General features: G+C 36.0%; 10 protein-coding genes and 1 pseudogene. All 11 read right to left on the reverse strand.

What is annotated here, in order from left to right; all coding sequences use genetic code 11:
* Complete coding sequence (locus EGI22_RS20030) at window positions 1-1,722, reverse strand: helix-turn-helix domain-containing protein (protein ID WP_255070231.1); 1,722 nt, start codon at window positions 1,720-1,722, stop codon at window positions 1-3.
* Window positions 1,723-2,180: 458 nt separating this feature from the next.
* A complete protein-coding gene (locus tag EGI22_RS20035; protein WP_255070232.1) occupies window positions 2,181-3,647 on the reverse strand; it encodes a YitT family protein in 1,467 nt (488 codons plus the stop codon).
* Window positions 3,648-3,677: 30 nt separating this feature from the next.
* A complete protein-coding gene (locus tag EGI22_RS20040; protein ID WP_255070233.1) occupies window positions 3,678-4,721 on the reverse strand; it encodes an adenylate/guanylate cyclase domain-containing protein in 1,044 nt (347 codons plus the stop codon).
* A gap of 1 nt (window position 4,722) precedes the next feature.
* Window positions 4,723-5,094 carry a response regulator gene (locus EGI22_RS20045; RefSeq protein WP_255070234.1) on the reverse strand — a complete coding sequence of 124 codons (372 nt, stop codon included), beginning with the start codon at window positions 5,092-5,094 and terminating at the stop codon, window positions 4,723-4,725.
* Window positions 5,095-5,131: 37 nt separating this feature from the next.
* Window positions 5,132-5,290: pseudogene (locus EGI22_RS20050) on the reverse strand (ATP-binding protein); the annotation flags it as partial.
* Window positions 5,291-5,321: 31 nt separating this feature from the next.
* Window positions 5,322-7,148, reverse strand: a complete 1,827-nt coding sequence (locus tag EGI22_RS20055; protein WP_255070235.1) for a PQQ-binding-like beta-propeller repeat protein — start codon at window positions 7,146-7,148, stop codon at window positions 5,322-5,324.
* A gap of 166 nt (window positions 7,149-7,314) precedes the next feature.
* A complete protein-coding gene (locus EGI22_RS20060) occupies window positions 7,315-8,349 on the reverse strand; it encodes a sensor histidine kinase (protein ID WP_255070236.1) in 1,035 nt (344 codons plus the stop codon).
* Between the two features lie 12 nt (window positions 8,350-8,361).
* A complete protein-coding gene (locus EGI22_RS20065) occupies window positions 8,362-9,444 on the reverse strand; it encodes a 7TM-DISM domain-containing protein (protein WP_255070237.1) in 1,083 nt (360 codons plus the stop codon).
* 2 nt (window positions 9,445-9,446) lie between these two features.
* On the reverse strand, window positions 9,447-14,393 hold the full coding sequence (locus tag EGI22_RS24095) for an ATP-binding protein (RefSeq protein WP_310588194.1): 4,947 nt from the start codon (window positions 14,391-14,393) through the stop codon (window positions 9,447-9,449).
* Window positions 14,394-14,429: 36 nt separating this feature from the next.
* Window positions 14,430-15,005: a sensor histidine kinase gene (locus EGI22_RS20075; RefSeq protein WP_255070238.1), complete on the reverse strand. Its 576-nt coding sequence runs from the start codon at window positions 15,003-15,005 to the stop codon at window positions 14,430-14,432.
* A 214-nt stretch (window positions 15,006-15,219) separates the two neighbouring features.
* On the reverse strand, window positions 15,220-15,575 hold a 356-nt coding region (locus EGI22_RS20080), incomplete at its 5' end, for an outer membrane beta-barrel protein (RefSeq protein ID WP_255070239.1).

The following is a 15,575-nucleotide window of genomic DNA, read 5'->3' on the forward strand; positions in this document are numbered from 1 at the left end:
TTAATATGTTTTTTTCAAAATTTGAAGGACTCTTTGATCATCTTTGAAATCTTCCAACCAGTCTCTAACTATATATTTAAAAAACAACATGGAAGGCTCATGGTTTTTTATAGCTTTTTCAAAAAACAAACAAGCCGTTTCAATATCACCCAAAACCCCATAAACTATTCCTAGATCGTAGTTTGAAACAGGCTGAGTCTTATCTAAATCTTTCATTTTAGAAATAAAATCGAATCCTTTCTGTTTTTCACCTTTCATTCCACTCAAAACACCACATGCACTAAGCGTTAGTCCAGAATAATTTTGCAAAAGAGCAAGATTTAGAGCAATTTCAGCATTCGCATATTTTTGGGATTTCATTAAGTTTATTCCCACAATATAATTTCCGCCCCAGAAGTCAGGTTCTATTTCAAGCATATTATTACCTTGAGCTATTGCACCTTCAAAATCCCCAAAAATCCAATGAAGATAAGAGGCATAGAAATTATTAAAAAGCGATAAAGGATCTAATTCCAATGCATTTTGAGTATGTTTTTTAGCCGCTTTATGATTTCCTCTTAAACCATAAATCAAAGCATACAAACTATGATATTCAGCTAAGTTTCCACCTAATTTCAAAGCCATTTTTAGAGATTTCTCGGCTTCTTCAAAATTCCACTCGCATAAAAGTTGCATACGAGCCAATGCCAAATGACTCTCAGGAATTTCTTTATCAAGCTGGATAGATTTATCAGAGGCAAGTCTTATTTCTTTTAAACATTTTTCTGGTTTAAGATAACGATAAAACCACATATTTAAATAACATGAAGCGATTCCAGAATAAGCAGGAGCATAATTGGGCTCAATTTCAATAGCAGCTTCAAAATAACTTATTGATTTTAGAAAGTCTTCTTTTCCACCAAATTTGTTAAAATAGAACCTCCCTTGTAGATACAATTGGTATGCTTGATGGTCATTGGTATATCTCTTGAAGGCATTTTCCTTTTCTTTGCCAAAAAGTTTGACTTTTATACCTTCCAAAATCGCAATAGAAATCTCATCTTGAATATCAAAAATATCAGCCTCCACTCTATCAAATTTTTCCGACCAAACCTGGAATCCATCTTTTACAGAGACCAAATTGGCAGAAATCCTTAATTTGTTCTCTGATTTCCTTACACTTCCTTCTAATAAATAATCTACATTTAAGACTTTTCCGATTTCTCTAATATCCAGATCTTTACCTTTGAAAACAAACGTAGAGCTTCTTCCGAGCACCTTCAATGCCGGCACTTGCGAAAGCACATTAATTATTTCCTCAGTGATTCCGTCGCTAAAATACTCTTGGCTTGAATCTCGACTCATATTTTGGAACGGCAAAACAGCTATCGATATTTTTTCTGAATTCGGTAAAATATTTTTCCTAAAATCCGTAGGTGAAGACTCAAACTCTTGGGTAAAGTATTTACTAAAATTCTGCGGACTAGAAATACCCACAGCATCCGCAATTTCAGATATTCTCATTTCAGTATTATGAAGCAGATTTTTTGCTTTTTCTAATCGCCTTTTCCTAATGAATAAACTTACCGGGAGATCGGTTTTTTGCTTTAAAATTCGATGAAGATGGGCTCTACTTACGCCAACTTGTTTGCAGATGTAATCTGAGGTAATTCCAGGTTGATCTAAATTATTATCAATAAAAAGCTCCAACTTATGGAGAATAGGATTTTCTTGGGTATTCATGGGTATAGCGTTTCTACCCCTAAATTTAACATTTTTTATTAACCTGAAGGCAATCTTAACATAAGTATTTATTTTTCAAATATTTATCTAGTACTTATCTAACATAAAACGTGTATCTTACACAAAGAAATAATATCCTTGTAAATTTATTTTTTTTAATATTTAAATAAACGCAATGCCACATTAAAAAAAGTTTGGCGAAAAATATCACCAAACTTTCAATTTTAATCAACCTATATTTACCTAAAAAATGCGAAGTGTTTTCATGGCTATAGAAAAGCTTTCCTTCTAATTACTTAACAAATGTAGCCGCTAAAAACCTGCTTGTCTTTTCATATTGTCCCAATAAATTAGTGTATTGTCTCATTATTATTATAATGGCTTTAAAATAAATAGCCCCAAACTTTCGTCTGGAGCCATTAATGTTTTTTTATAAAATTAAATTAACAAATCGCTATTTAATGATGCTGTTTTCTATTTAATATTCCACCTGATGCTTCCTTAATAGTGCTTGCAAATACAAACGCTTTAGGATCAATTTCATGCACCAAGTTATTGAGTTTACGCAATTCAAACCTTGTTATTACTGTAAATATTATGTCACTTTCAGAGCTAACATCAAAACTTTCTGGAAGAAAACCTCTTTCACCTTTGTATACCGTAATCCCCCTTTTTAGGTTATTTACTATTTCATATTTTATTATTTCACTTTCAGAGGAGATAATAGTTACCCCTGTAAAAGCTTGTAATCCCTCCACTACATAATCGATGGTGCGAGAAGCTGCGAAATAAGTCAAACTAGAATATAGGGCAGTTTGAATACCAAATTTACTAGCTGCAATAATGAAAATCACCAAGTTTATGCCCAGAATAATCTCTGCTATTGTAAATGAAGTTCGTTTTAAAGTGTACAAAGCCAACACTTCAATTCCATCTAGGGCCGCCCCCGCTCTCATATTAAGACCTACACCAATTCCTAAAAATACTCCTCCAAAAATTGACGCTAGAATTTTTTCTTCTGTAACATGAAACTCCGGCATTAAGGTTAGTACAATACCTAATGAAATAACTGCAAAAATAGTTTTAATGGCAAAACTTTTACTCACCGTAAAGTATCCAACCGCAATCAAAGGAATATTGAATAAGACTATCAAAACACCCAAATTGATATGGTAAAGTTCATGTATTAAAAGTGAAAACCCCGTAACTCCGCCATCAAAAAAGTGATTTGGAACTAAAAGTCCTTTCAAAGCACCCGCAGCTATGACGACACCTAACAATATTAAAATATATTCTTGAACAGTTTCTTTATAATTTATCAATTTCATCCCTCTCTCCTTGAGTTTAATTTCTGCTAATATTTTCTTAATATTTTTATCTTTGGTTTCTTTTAATTCAGATATGGCGGTTTTTGTAAAAAACTTATGCTTTTCTAAAAAATCATTTTGAATCTGATGCCAGTTGTCCGTGTTCACATCCCTACCTTCATGTTTAAACTCAGAGAAAAGTCTTTCAGTAAACAGAAAATATTTATTGGTACCTAAATAGTATAAATCCGCATCACATAGTATTTCTTGTAATTGATTCTTAGGGCTTTGTGGTAGCTTCGTTGCAAGGATTGTTTCTGATATTTCTTCGATTTGATCTTGAGAATATCCGTATTGAGGAAGAATTTTCTTTGCATATGCACAAGAGCGATCTTCATGTCCCGCACCTTTTGGATCAGCTAAATAACCTGTATCGTGAAGCAAAGCGGCTGTTTTCAAAATATGTAATTCGCCTTCTGAAATGCCTTCTTTTTGTGCTATTTTTTGAGCCCAAAAAGTCACATCTTGGGTGTGCTCAAAGTTATGATAACTTACAAAGTCGGGCAGATTATTCTTAAGATCTTCAATTACAAAATCGTATAGTTTGTCGAAATTCATAAATAAATTTTCATTAAAATTGGGCAAAACTTAGTTTAAAACCTCGTAAACAACAATCTCAGCTTGTTTGTTTTTAAGATTTTTGGGACCAATTAAATTGCAATTGAATGATTGAAAAACTTTTTTGTAGGCATCCTCATCAATAAGTATTTGCCCTTTTTCTGCAGAAGCTTGAAGCCTTTGAGCGACATTTACGGTGTCGCCAATCACAGTGTAATCCAATCTTTTTAAAGATTTTGAACCAATGTTGCCAGAAACCATTTCTCCGGAATTTATGCCAATAGAGACTTTGGGGTGAAACTCTATCTTAGATGCTGCTTGTGGCAAAGCTTCAATGCTATTCCGTATGGCTAATGATGCCTCTATGGCTCTATCCAAATGATATTCGCCTTTAAAAACTGCCATCACACAATCGCCTATAAACTTATCTATGATGCCACCTTGGGCGATTATTTCTTTTACAATAATATCAAAATATTGATTCAGCAGGCTAACTACGTTGTCAGGACTTTCGGATTCGCTGATAGAAGTAAAACTACAAATATCGATAAAAGCAACTGTTGCCTGTACTGTCTCGTTGGCAGATAGGGATGCTTCATACTCTCGACCCGACATAAAATTGAGTACATTGTGGTCTACATACATTTTCAAAATGTTGTTTTCCTTAATGGCTTTTATGGTTTCTTTGAGTTGGTTTACATGAAGAATAGTCTTTTCAATGGTTGTTTCTAAATCCACGAAATTCACTGGCTTGGTCACAAAATCAAAGGCTCCTCTGTTCATCGCAGTACGAATATTGTCCATATCGCCATAGGCAGAAACCATCACCGATTTCACAAGTGGATGGGTTTCTCCCAATTTGGTGAGCAAAGTAAGACCGTCCATCTCGGGCATGTTTATATCACTCAAAACTATATCAACATCTGGATTTTCATCTATTACTCTTAAAGCCTCCGTGCCATTTGTGGCAAACACAAAGGTGTAGACTTGTTCACGAATCTTCTGTCGATATTTCTGCTTTATCAGTATTTCTAAGTCCGTTTCGTCGTCGGCTATTAATATTTTAGTCATCAATCTAACGTTTAAAAAGTCTTTCTTTTAAATCACCAAAATCAAGGGGTTTGTTTAGAAAATCGTCAGCTCCAAGAGAAACTGCCCTATTTCTAGTTTCATCATCACCATAAGCTGTTATCATCATAACAATAGGCTTTGGTTTTGCTTTTTTTTCTCTAATTTCTCGTAACAATTCAATACCAGACATTCCTGGCATGTTTATATCAGACAAGATCAAAACAGCCTCAGATTCGTGTTTATGAAGGTAGTCAAGAGCATCCTCTCCAGAAGTAGCAAACGAAAATGTTATTTCACCATTTCGAATCTCTTTTCTGAATTTTTGCAAAAATAATTCTTGGATGTCTATTTCGTCGTCAACTACTAATATTTTCATGGTTCTGGGTTTAACAAGGGTAAAAATAACAAATGTTTTAAGTAATTGACAACTTTATTGTAAAAGTTGTAACTAAACTTACCATACTTTCTACATCCAAAGTTCCACCATGTCCTTTTAAAATTATATCATAAACCAAACTCAGCCCTAAACCTGTACCTTTTCCAGTTGGTTTTGTGGTAAAAAATGGCTGGAATGCCTAACTTGACATATATAGTATTTATTCTCTATTTTTCTACTTCAAATGCAATTAACACATTGCCAGGTATTTCGCTAAAGGAACCATAACCTGAATTTACATATAATATGCCATCGGAAACCACAGGCGATGGACCATCCAAAGAGCCGCCTTTCCCGGCAATACCATTGACTGTTTCGTATTTTCTTACGGTATCAAAATCCCATAAAATATTACCAGAAATTTTATCGTAAGCCCGAATATGACCATCTAAGGCACCGGCAAAAACTATCTCTGAAAGTGCAAGAGGAGCTGCAGAATTGGCCTGTATTTTCCCCTGCTCTACCGCTGGTGTTGCTTGCGACCAATTGATTTTACCAGTCTGAATATCCAATGCATATAGTCCTGGACTGGCATTACGACTAGAGTCGCTATTGTCTATGGCATATATATTATCAGCATTGGCCGCAAATATTTGTTTGCCATCTACAGCCATACCCCAATGTATTCCACCTAAGGCTCCACCTTTTCCAATACGCGTTTGCCAGATTATTTTGCCTGTTTCCGGCTCTAAGGCATGCACCACGCCGGATTTTTGACCGGCAATCAACACATCTTTTCCATCGTGTCCGCCCTTTACGATTATTGGAGCCATGCCAAAATCCAAATCGGGACCGGCTTTTTCTGGACAATTGGGGTCTCCTGGGCATGCTAAATTCCAAGTATCATTTTGAGTACTCTGATAGGTCCAGATCAGTTTTCCGGTTTTTAAATCCAAAGCCTGAATGGCGTCGCTAGTTTTTGTTGCCGGTTCTGTATAGTTTTCACCAGTACCAAAGTAAACCAAGCCACGTTTGGTATCAATATTCGGACTTCCCCAAACAATTGCTCCAGAAGGACCGTAAAAAGATTTTCCATTGCTCTTTTTACCAGACACTTTGGCTTCTTCGGTAATCACCCGATGCCGCCAGATTATTTTCCCCGTTTTAGTATCTAATGCCACCATTTCGCCAGAAGAGGTGCAACAATCGTAATTCGGGTCTTGGGCCGATAATACTTCGAATGAGGTAATCGGTACGACGATTGTATTTTTAAATACTGCTACAGAGCCTGTCACTGCCGATTGAGGATGAACGCCAGACCTTTGTTTCCAGATTAATGCTCCGGTTTTTAGATCAAGAACATAAACATTTGTAGCATAATCGGCAAAGTATACTTTTAACGGATTGCCAGAAATAGCGACTGCCCCACGAACTCCGGCATCTGCCTGAAAATGCCAGCCAATTTTTCCCGTTTTCTTATTTATACAATACACATTACCGAATTGACTACCCATAATAAGCCAATCTCCTACTACCGCCGGTTTACTTCTAACCTGTGTTCCTTCAGGAAAAGCGAAAACCCATTTCACTTTTAATTTACTTACATTGCTTGCATTGATATCAGATTCATTAATAAAACCTGTTCCTTCTAAATTCCCACCATATCCAGAAAAATAAGTTGGATGCTCTGGTAAAGAGAATTTAGTAAATGCTGCTTCAGGCATGGGTGTGGACTGTAGCGACTTTTTGGTTATGAATTCGGCTACAGCCTTACGCTCATCATCAGACAAGGTAGATGCCTGAAGCTTCATTTTACCAATAGTTAATGCGGAATAAATTGCTTTTGGGCTCATTCCTGCCAATAATCCGACACTCGGACCATTAGTTTTTGACAAAGAACTGTTTATATGACATACAGCACAAATATTCGTGAATACTCTTTGGCCACTGGCTATTGTTTCTTCTGAAACTTTAGTTTTTGATACTTCATCTTGCGAATAAGATTCGAAAGAAATAAAAAATAGAATTAAGATAATGCTTGTTAAGGTTTTCATGGGCTATTATTTTTAAAATTTAAATTTGGTTCTTTTCTAACTGCTTTTTATCCGAAAGGTCTAATTTGGAATACTGCTTAAAAAAAATTGATGTTTACTACAAATTTGAGATCTATGAGCTTTTGCAAAAACAACTTGATTCACAGTATTATGACATATTTAGAATTCATGATATTGGAAGTTTAATGATAAACTCCGTACCTACCTTTTCTTTTGACTCAACAGTGATTTCCCCACCATGAGCTTTCACGATATCATAAGCCAAGCTAAGTCCTAAACCTGTGCCTTTTCCAGTAGGTTTGGTAGTAAAAAATGGCTGAAAAATTTTGACTTTGGTAGCTTCATTCATTCCCGCCCCATTATCTTTTATACATATAACAACATTATTATCAATGAGTTTTGTACTTATTCCCACCAAAGGATTTAAAACATCTTTTACGACATAAAAAGCATTATTGATAATATTCAACAAAACTCTACCAAAATCTTGTGGAACGACTGCAATTTTGGGCAAGTTTTCGTCAAAATGAGTTTCTATTGTTGAATTGAAATTGCTGTCTTTTGCTCTTAAACCATGGTAGGAAAGCTTTAAATATTCATCCGCCAAAGCATTAATATCAGTGAGTTCTTTTTTGCCTGGGCTAGCCCTCGAATGTTCCAACATTCCTTTTACGATGCTACTGGCACGGTTTCCGTGGTGGTTTATTTTTTTAAGATTGTCTTTTATGTCAGAAATTAGTTCTTTTTCTAATTCCTTATCCCTTTTGCCTTGCCCCTTCTTCCCTTCTTCTTCTAATTCCTCTACAAGTTCTTCTGTTACTTCTGAGAAGTTATTCACAAAGTTTAGCGGATTCTGTATCTCATGAGCAATTCCTGCGGTGAGTTCGCCCAAAGAAGCCATTTTTTCTGATTGGATGAGTTGGGCTTGCGTGGCTTTTAGATTTTCGAGGGAATTATTTAATGCAAAAGTTCGCTCGGTTACTTGTTTTTCAAGCGTTTCGTTTTGGGTGGCGAGTATTTGTTGTTTTTCTTCTGAGAGTTGTAGGTTTTCTTCTAATTTCTTTGCTAAGTCTTTACTTGTAAATGCGTATTCTTTTGATAAATACCAAGAAAGTGTAAATGGTATAGCAACTAGGCTTAGCGAGTGAATAAGATCTTGAAGGCTCCACGAATTAAGTACAAACCAGTACGAAAAAGACATATCTGGGATAATCTAAAGGTAAAATAAAATAAATAAGGTGAACAAGGTGAAAAACGCAATCAATCCAAAAAGAATAACGCCTACTTTTCGATTGGTTTGAAAGGTGATATAGGTAATTCGAGCCGATTCGAGGCTACATAACAGCATAGGACATATTAAACCTACCAAATACCCAAAATTATAATAAAGTACATTAACAAATGGACCAATAACGGCACAAAACATTAAAAACCAGAACATAAAGTCTTTTCGACGAGAAAACATTTCCCAAATCGCTAAATAGAGGAAATACCCATAAAAACTGAAGAGCAAAGGGTATGAAACAACTGCCAAGTATGCTCTTAAAGTAAGAGAAGACTCTGTAGGGAGAAAAGCGGATAGCATATATCCAATTCCTATCGAGAATAAAGCAATTGCAAAAAATAAATAGGCTCTTTGTCGCCGAAAATTGAAATAGAAAATTATATGAATAAGTCCCAAAAGTAAAAACATACCTGTATTGAAACCTCGCATATGTGAATTACTTAAATTCTCGACTTGTATTTGTGCGGCACCTTCAATAGTATTTAAACGTAACTGAAAAACTAAGTAAGGATATACATATTTAAAATATGGTAAATTAGGTTGGACTGAGAATCGAACTGAAATCACTTGCTCCTGGTTTTTTAACAGCGTGCTAATGGGAAAGTCTTGTGGCAGAAAGCCCCTAATTTCATCTTTTTTTGAACTCACAATACCATATTTTTTTACAGGCATACCATTCAAATATATTTCGGACGCAATGGATTGATTAACTTGAAAAGTTAGTGGTTTATTAAGCAAACTACTATCCACATAAAATCTGATTCTAAACCAACCCACTGATGTTTTTCGTATTTGCGGGAGATCATAAATATCCTTGGTTGGGTCAATACCTTCCCACTTAGAATCATCAAAATCTGCTTTAGCAAAATCAGGGTTATCACCAGCATGCCATTTCCAGTTTTTGTCGAGTAAAATTCCAGCTTTAGGAATACTATCAATGCGGAACTCACTTCTATTTTGAGCAAAACAAAAATTAGTATAAATCAATAAAACAAGTAGTAATCTTCTCATTTTCAGACATTTTTAAGTGGTAAAGTAATTAAAAATTTCGAACCCTCACCCTCAACACTCTTTAATTCAATCGTCCCCTCATGCCCTTTAGTGATAATATCATACGCCAAACTCAACCCCAAGCCAGTTCCTTTTCCCGTATCTTTCGTAGTGAAGAAAGGTTGGAATATTTTGTCTTTGATGGCGTCTGGGATTCCTGGGCCGTTGTCGGTGATAGTTATTTGTAACTTGTTATTGGTTATTGGTGACTCGTTATTTGTTATTAGTTGAGTTGTAATTGAAACTTTAGGTTTATAGTTAAAGTCACCTTGTTCCTTTCTCCTTGTTCCTTCCTCCTGTACAGCTTGAAAAGCATTGTTTATCAAGTTCAGAAGCACTCGCCCGATATCCTGCGGGATGACTTCTATTTTAGGTAAATCTGGGTCGAAGTTTGTTTCGAAAAATGCGTTAAAGCTTTTGTCTTTTGCTCTCAATCCATGGTAAGACAGTCTTAAATATTCATCAGCTAAGGCATTGATGTCCGTTAATTCTTTTTTGCCAGAGCTTATTCTGCTATGTTCCAACATTCCTTTTACGATGCTACTTGCTCGCTTGCCGTGATGGTTTATTTTTTTAAGATTGTCTTTTATGTCAGAAATTAGTTCTTTTTCTAATTCCTTATCCCTTTTGCCTTGCCCCTTCTTCCCTTCTTCCACTAGTTCTTCCAAAAGTTCCTCAGTTACCTCGGAGAAATTATTGACAAAGTTTAATGGATTCTGAATCTCATGGGCAATGCCCGCAGTTAGCTCTCCCAGGCTGGCCATTTTTTCGGATTGGATGAGTTGTTTTTGAGTATTTCGAAGTTCGAGCAAAGCTTCCTCCGCTTTTTGTCGGGCTGCTTTTATTTCTAGCAAATCTTGCTGAGCTCTGATGGCCTGTGCTTCAAGTATTTTAAGATCAAGAAAACGCGTGTAGGTCTGTTCAAAGACTTTGCCAAAGCGTACAAAAATGGATTGAAATTCGGGTACTTGTTCATAGGTGATAAACATCAAGTAGCCATATTTAAAAAAGGCAAGATTAAACACCTGGAAGGTAGGAAATTCTATTCCCGACATCTCTAGCTCCTTGGCAATTTTGCCGACTTCTGGTATTGTGGTGAGGTACTCATAGTGCGATTTTAGGGAATCTCCACCCATTTCGCTTACAAAGAAATCATCCCCTCGATTTGCCGCGGAAACAAAATCTATAAAAATATCCTCGTTGGATGGAGACTTAAAAGGTGGCACCATGCGACCATCACCCGAGCTTAGCCATTGAGAAATCGTATTTTCTTCTCTGTTTATGATGTTAAAACCACAACTCCAAGGATGAATTCCGAGCTCTTCTATTTGTTTAAACATTTCTGCAGCGGTATCACTAAGTTCATCACTTTGTTGCATCGCCATTGTACGAGCCCTCACACGTTCTAATGCTGCTTCTACCAAAGCCTCTCGTGCCTGTGCTTCTGCTTTTTTAAGATCAAGAAAACGAGTATAGGTCTGTTCGAAAACTTTGGCGAAGCGTTTGAAAATATCATGAGCATCTGGGGCTGGCTCATAAGTTATAAAAAGAACATACCCGTATTTGAAAAAGGCCACATGGTCTATTTGTGACTTAGGAAAAGGAATTCCATTTTCTTTCATTTGAAGCAATGTTTTGCCAACAACGGGTAGGCTACACAAATACTCATAATGAGCTGCACATTCGTTTTCTCCTATTGGATTTACTAAAAATTCTTGGCCGCTTTGTCCAGCTTCATAATATTTTAAAAATACCCCTTCTCTTGGTGTGCGGTATTGAGGAAATGTTCCATGCCCATTACTTCCCCATTCTATAGAACCCCTGGGGTCATTGTCATAAGTATTAAATGCACAAAACCAGCTGTCGAGGCCAAAAGATTGAACTTGTCTTACTAATTCCATTGAAAGATCTGCCAATTCTTCACTTTTACGCATACCCATAGACCTGCTCCTGACCCTTTCCAGAGATGCTTCTATTTGTGCTTCTCTAGCCTGTGCTTCCGATTTCTGCAAGTCCAGAAAACGGGTATAGGTTTGATCAAACACATGGGTAAACCGACTTAATAGTTGCATAGTGGCCTTATCAATCTGTTGACTTGTTGTCAGTAGTAAAAGGCCTTTTGAGAAGAATGCTGCATTATGGAATCTATCGTCTTTTATCTTTTCAGGATCCATGATTAGACCCAGTTTTTCGCGGCAATACTTTACCCACTTTCTTAGCTCCCCCCCAAACAGATGTACTACATGGGTGGATTCCTTCCTCTTCCATGCCTGATAAAGTTTAGAAATACTGGTTGGCTCGTCCAAAGATGCCTCAAATGCCATATTCAATCGATCACCTGATTGGTCCGTTACATAGATCTCCCCTATGTTTTCCTCTTCATTAAATATTCCAATTGAAATTCGATCTGGTACATTTCCGAGTGTGTAAAATTGCTCAAATACCGCTTTTGCGGTTTCTGATAGTTCATCACTATGATGCATTGCCATAGTCCTAGCTCTAACTCTTTCTAAGGCAGCTTCAATCTGTGCTTCTCTTGCATGCTCTTCTGCTTTTTGTAAGTCAAGGAATCGTGTGTAGGTTTGTTCAAAAACTTTTGAGAACCTTTTTAGAATACCAATTTCATTTTCAGTTAGTGTTTGATTTGAGTGGGAATGAATTACAAACATTGAATCCTTTGCATTAGCTACATACTGCGTCAAGCTTTCTTGGCTCAAAATCCATTCTTTTCTTTCCAAAGGTTGAAATTTTAAATCGGTCTTTTCAAATGCATATTTGAACCAATTATTCTTTTCTTTTTTAGAATAAACCTTGAAAAAAAAGTCTTCAGCTCCAATATGGGCATCCCATAAATCCTTAACTACAGTGTGGCTACTGTATGGAATTTTAAAACAAACAGGATAGGTTTGTTCGTGATCAGATATCCAAGTATTAGCCTCTTCAGACTGATTATTAAATGTTACCAATGTAATGCCACCATCCATCGCAAAACCAAGTTGAGTAAGCTCCTCAAATACCATAGAAACCACAACTCTCAAGTCAGCACTATCATGCATGGCCATTGTTCTTGCCCGAACTCTTTCGAGTGCCAATTCTATCTCGGCCTCTCTGGCCTGTGCTTCTGCTTTTTGGAGGTCTAAGAATCGGACATAAGCATGCTCAAAAACTTTCCCTAATCGTTGAAGTGTCTCATTTTCTTTTTCTGAAAAAGGGAGGCCACTATATCGAATAAGCTGTATACCTGTATTTTTATATAATGCTATTGAAATGATATATGATTTAGCATCCAGAATCATTTTTTTTCTTTCATCAGGGATTATTTTAAAACCTGAATGTTTAAAAAGATGATTCCATAGCTTGTTTTTTTCTTCATATGTATAGGATTTTGTAAAAAGATCCTTCCTTGTTTTAATTACCTCACTAAAATATGCTATATCGGGGTCATTAATTTCAGGTACATGAATACTTGTTGTACTATAACCCCTGTCTGATTCTATGCCAATCCAGATATTCAAATCTGCGTTTTGCTCGGACAAAAGTAAAATACTTGCAGTGTCTATTTGAATATTTAATACTTTCAGATTGGTGAATACAGTATTAACTACTTCCTGCAGCTCATCACTCTTATGCATTGCCAAAGAACGGCTACGCACTTTTTCGAGTGCCGCTTCTATCTGAGCTTCTCTTGCTTGTGCTTCTGCTTTTTGGAGGTCTAAGAATCGGACATAAGCCTGCTCAAATACTTTTCCAAATCGTTTGAATATTTCCTCTTCTTCCTTAGAAAATTCATTAAGAGAGAACCGTTGAAAACTCAAAATGGAATTTTTTGAAAGCACTATGGCCCTGACCCATCCGGGTGAATTAAACAGATAATCCTGTCTTTCTTTAGGTGTTGTTCTAAAATCAGAGTATTTGATCAGAAGCTTGATAAATTCGTTTTTTTCATCTTTCAAATAACTTTCCGAATAAAAATCAAGTTCTTTTTCTAAGGCATCATAGAGATTCTTTGTAAGGGAATGTTCTATATACGGAATATATAATTTTCCCAAATAATCCCGCCCTTCCACAGCCAACCAGGCATTTACCCCTTTTTCGGGATCAGCAAAATCAGTCATTATTTGTGTTCCCTCTACTTCAATCCCCAATCCTAGTATTTCTTTATCCATAGTTTGAACAACTTGGACTAGTTCCTCGCTTTTATGCATCGCCATGGAAGCAGACCGCACCTTTTCTATAGCCACTTCAATCTGAGCTTCTCTTGCTTGTGCTTCTGCTTTTTGCAGGTCAAGAAAGCGGGTGTAGGCCTGTTCAAATACTTTTCCGAATCGCTTAAATATTTCCTCCTCTTCCTTCGAAAATTCTTCGAGTTGTAGCCTATCAATAATCAATATTGAATTCTTAGATTTCACAACTGACCTGACCAATCCAGGTGCATTATATAAGTTATCTTGCCTTTCTTTTGTAGTGTTTTTTAAATCCGAATTTTCGATAAGAGAATTGAAATATTCATTTTTAAGTCGTTGAGAATAGCTTTCTGTATAAAATTCAGTTTCATTTTTTAAGGCTTTGATAAACCTTTTAATAATAGGATGTTCTAAATAATTTGAATGTTTTATGTATGGGATGTGAAATTTTTGCAGGTAATCACGTCCATCTGCCGCCATCCAGATATTCATGCCATTTTCAATGATACTAAAATCGGTTGAGATATTGATGTAATAAATATCTATCCCTAATCCGAATATTTCTTTGTAAAGAGCTTGAACTACCTTGCTTAACTCCTCACTTTTGTGCATTGCCAAAGATCTGCTTCGCACTCTTTCCAAAGCCGCTTCTATTTCCAGTTCTCGCTCTAATCGTATAATTCTATTTTCGAGCTCCTTTTGAATTGTATTTTTATTAGTTTGCATAATTGCTTTTTTAATCGGCAGGTAAATAGTAAAAATTTAACCCTCCCCTTCTTTAGTCCATAAATTTATTTCTCCACCATGAGCCTTTACAATATCGTATGCTAAACTCAACCCTAATCCTGTGCCTTTCCCAGTGTCTTTGGTGGTGAAAAAAGGTTGGAAGATTTTGTCTTTGATGGCGTCTGGGATTCCGGGGCCGTTATCTTTTACGGCTATCAGCAGTTGGCTGTCGGCATTGAGCTGAGTACTAGCGGAAACAGTTGGTTTGTATTCATCTATTCTCTTCTTCGATTGTTCATTAACAGCCTGAAACGCATTATTAATCAAATTCAAAAGTACTCGACCAATATCCTGCGGAACGACTTCAATTTTTGGGAGGTTAGCCTCGAAGTGGGATTCAAAGTCAGCATTAAAATCTCTATTCTTAGCCCGTAATCCATGATACGAAAGACGCAAGTATTCATCTGCCAAGGCATTGATGTCTGTTAGCTCTTTTTTGCCAGAACTAGCTCTAGCTCGCACTTTTTCTAAAGCGGCTTCTATTCCAAGCTCATGTCTAAGGAATTTTATTTCCTCAGCATTTTTTTCCTGATTTTGGTCTATAATATTCATAGTTAATCCGAAATTTTTAAGAGCTTGATTTTTAAGGTATTTTATAAATATATCAAATTATTCTTCCATAATTTCATATAGAATAAATTCCTAGAGAATCGAAAACATTTTTTTTATTGAATGGTAATTTTTATTGAAATTCTAAAAAATTGGCAATCCCAAAAAATCGGCCCCATTTCTAGAAGCCGATTTTTTTTGCTTAATAATCCACTATTTATTTTACTCTTTGTCTTTCTGCATCGGATGCTGTCGTTCTATTTCTCTTTGCTTTCACCTGTTTGTTTCCAAAGTTTTTGCTGTATGTTAATTTGAAAATTCTACGCTGCATGTTTAAATTCATTTTAGCCTCGTAGCCTAAAATTTCTGAATTTTGTTCGAAATTGAATTTCATGGTCGAGAAGATATCATCTACACCAAATTTCAAGTTAGCGTCTGCCTTAGGGAATTTATAAACGGCACCATAATTCAACTGGCCAAATGCTTTCATTACTGAGATACCGTACAAGCCTTTTGACTGATAAAATCCACTTAACTCCATGCTGATTTTTGGTGAAACCGAAAAGCCTTGAA

The organism is Lacihabitans sp. LS3-19, assembly GCF_024343575.1.
Taxonomy (GTDB): Bacteria; Bacteroidota; Bacteroidia; order Cytophagales; family Spirosomataceae; genus Leadbetterella.

Excerpts from the sequence above, each read along its gene's own strand:
- EGI22_RS20075 (WP_255070238.1), bottom strand. The coding sequence starts at position 15,005 with ATGAATATTATAGACCAAAATCAGGAAAAAAATGCTGAGGAAATAAAA.
- EGI22_RS20035 (WP_255070232.1), bottom strand. The coding sequence starts at position 3,647 with ATGAATTTCGACAAACTATACGATTTTGTAATTGAAGATCTTAAGAAT.
- EGI22_RS24095 (WP_310588194.1), bottom strand. The coding sequence starts at position 14,393 with ATGCAAACTAATAAAAATACAATTCAAAAGGAGCTCGAAAATAGAATT.
- EGI22_RS20045 (WP_255070234.1), bottom strand. The coding sequence starts at position 5,094 with ATGAAAATATTAGTAGTTGACGACGAAATAGACATCCAAGAATTATTT.
- EGI22_RS20060 (WP_255070236.1), bottom strand. The coding sequence starts at position 8,349 with ATGTCTTTTTCGTACTGGTTTGTACTTAATTCGTGGAGCCTTCAAGAT.
- EGI22_RS20030 (WP_255070231.1), bottom strand. The coding sequence starts at position 1,722 with ATGAATACCCAAGAAAATCCTATTCTCCATAAGTTGGAGCTTTTTATT.
- EGI22_RS20055 (WP_255070235.1), bottom strand. The coding sequence starts at position 7,148 with ATGAAAACCTTAACAAGCATTATCTTAATTCTATTTTTTATTTCTTTC.
- EGI22_RS20065 (WP_255070237.1), bottom strand. The coding sequence starts at position 9,444 with ATGAGAAGATTACTACTTGTTTTATTGATTTATACTAATTTTTGTTTT.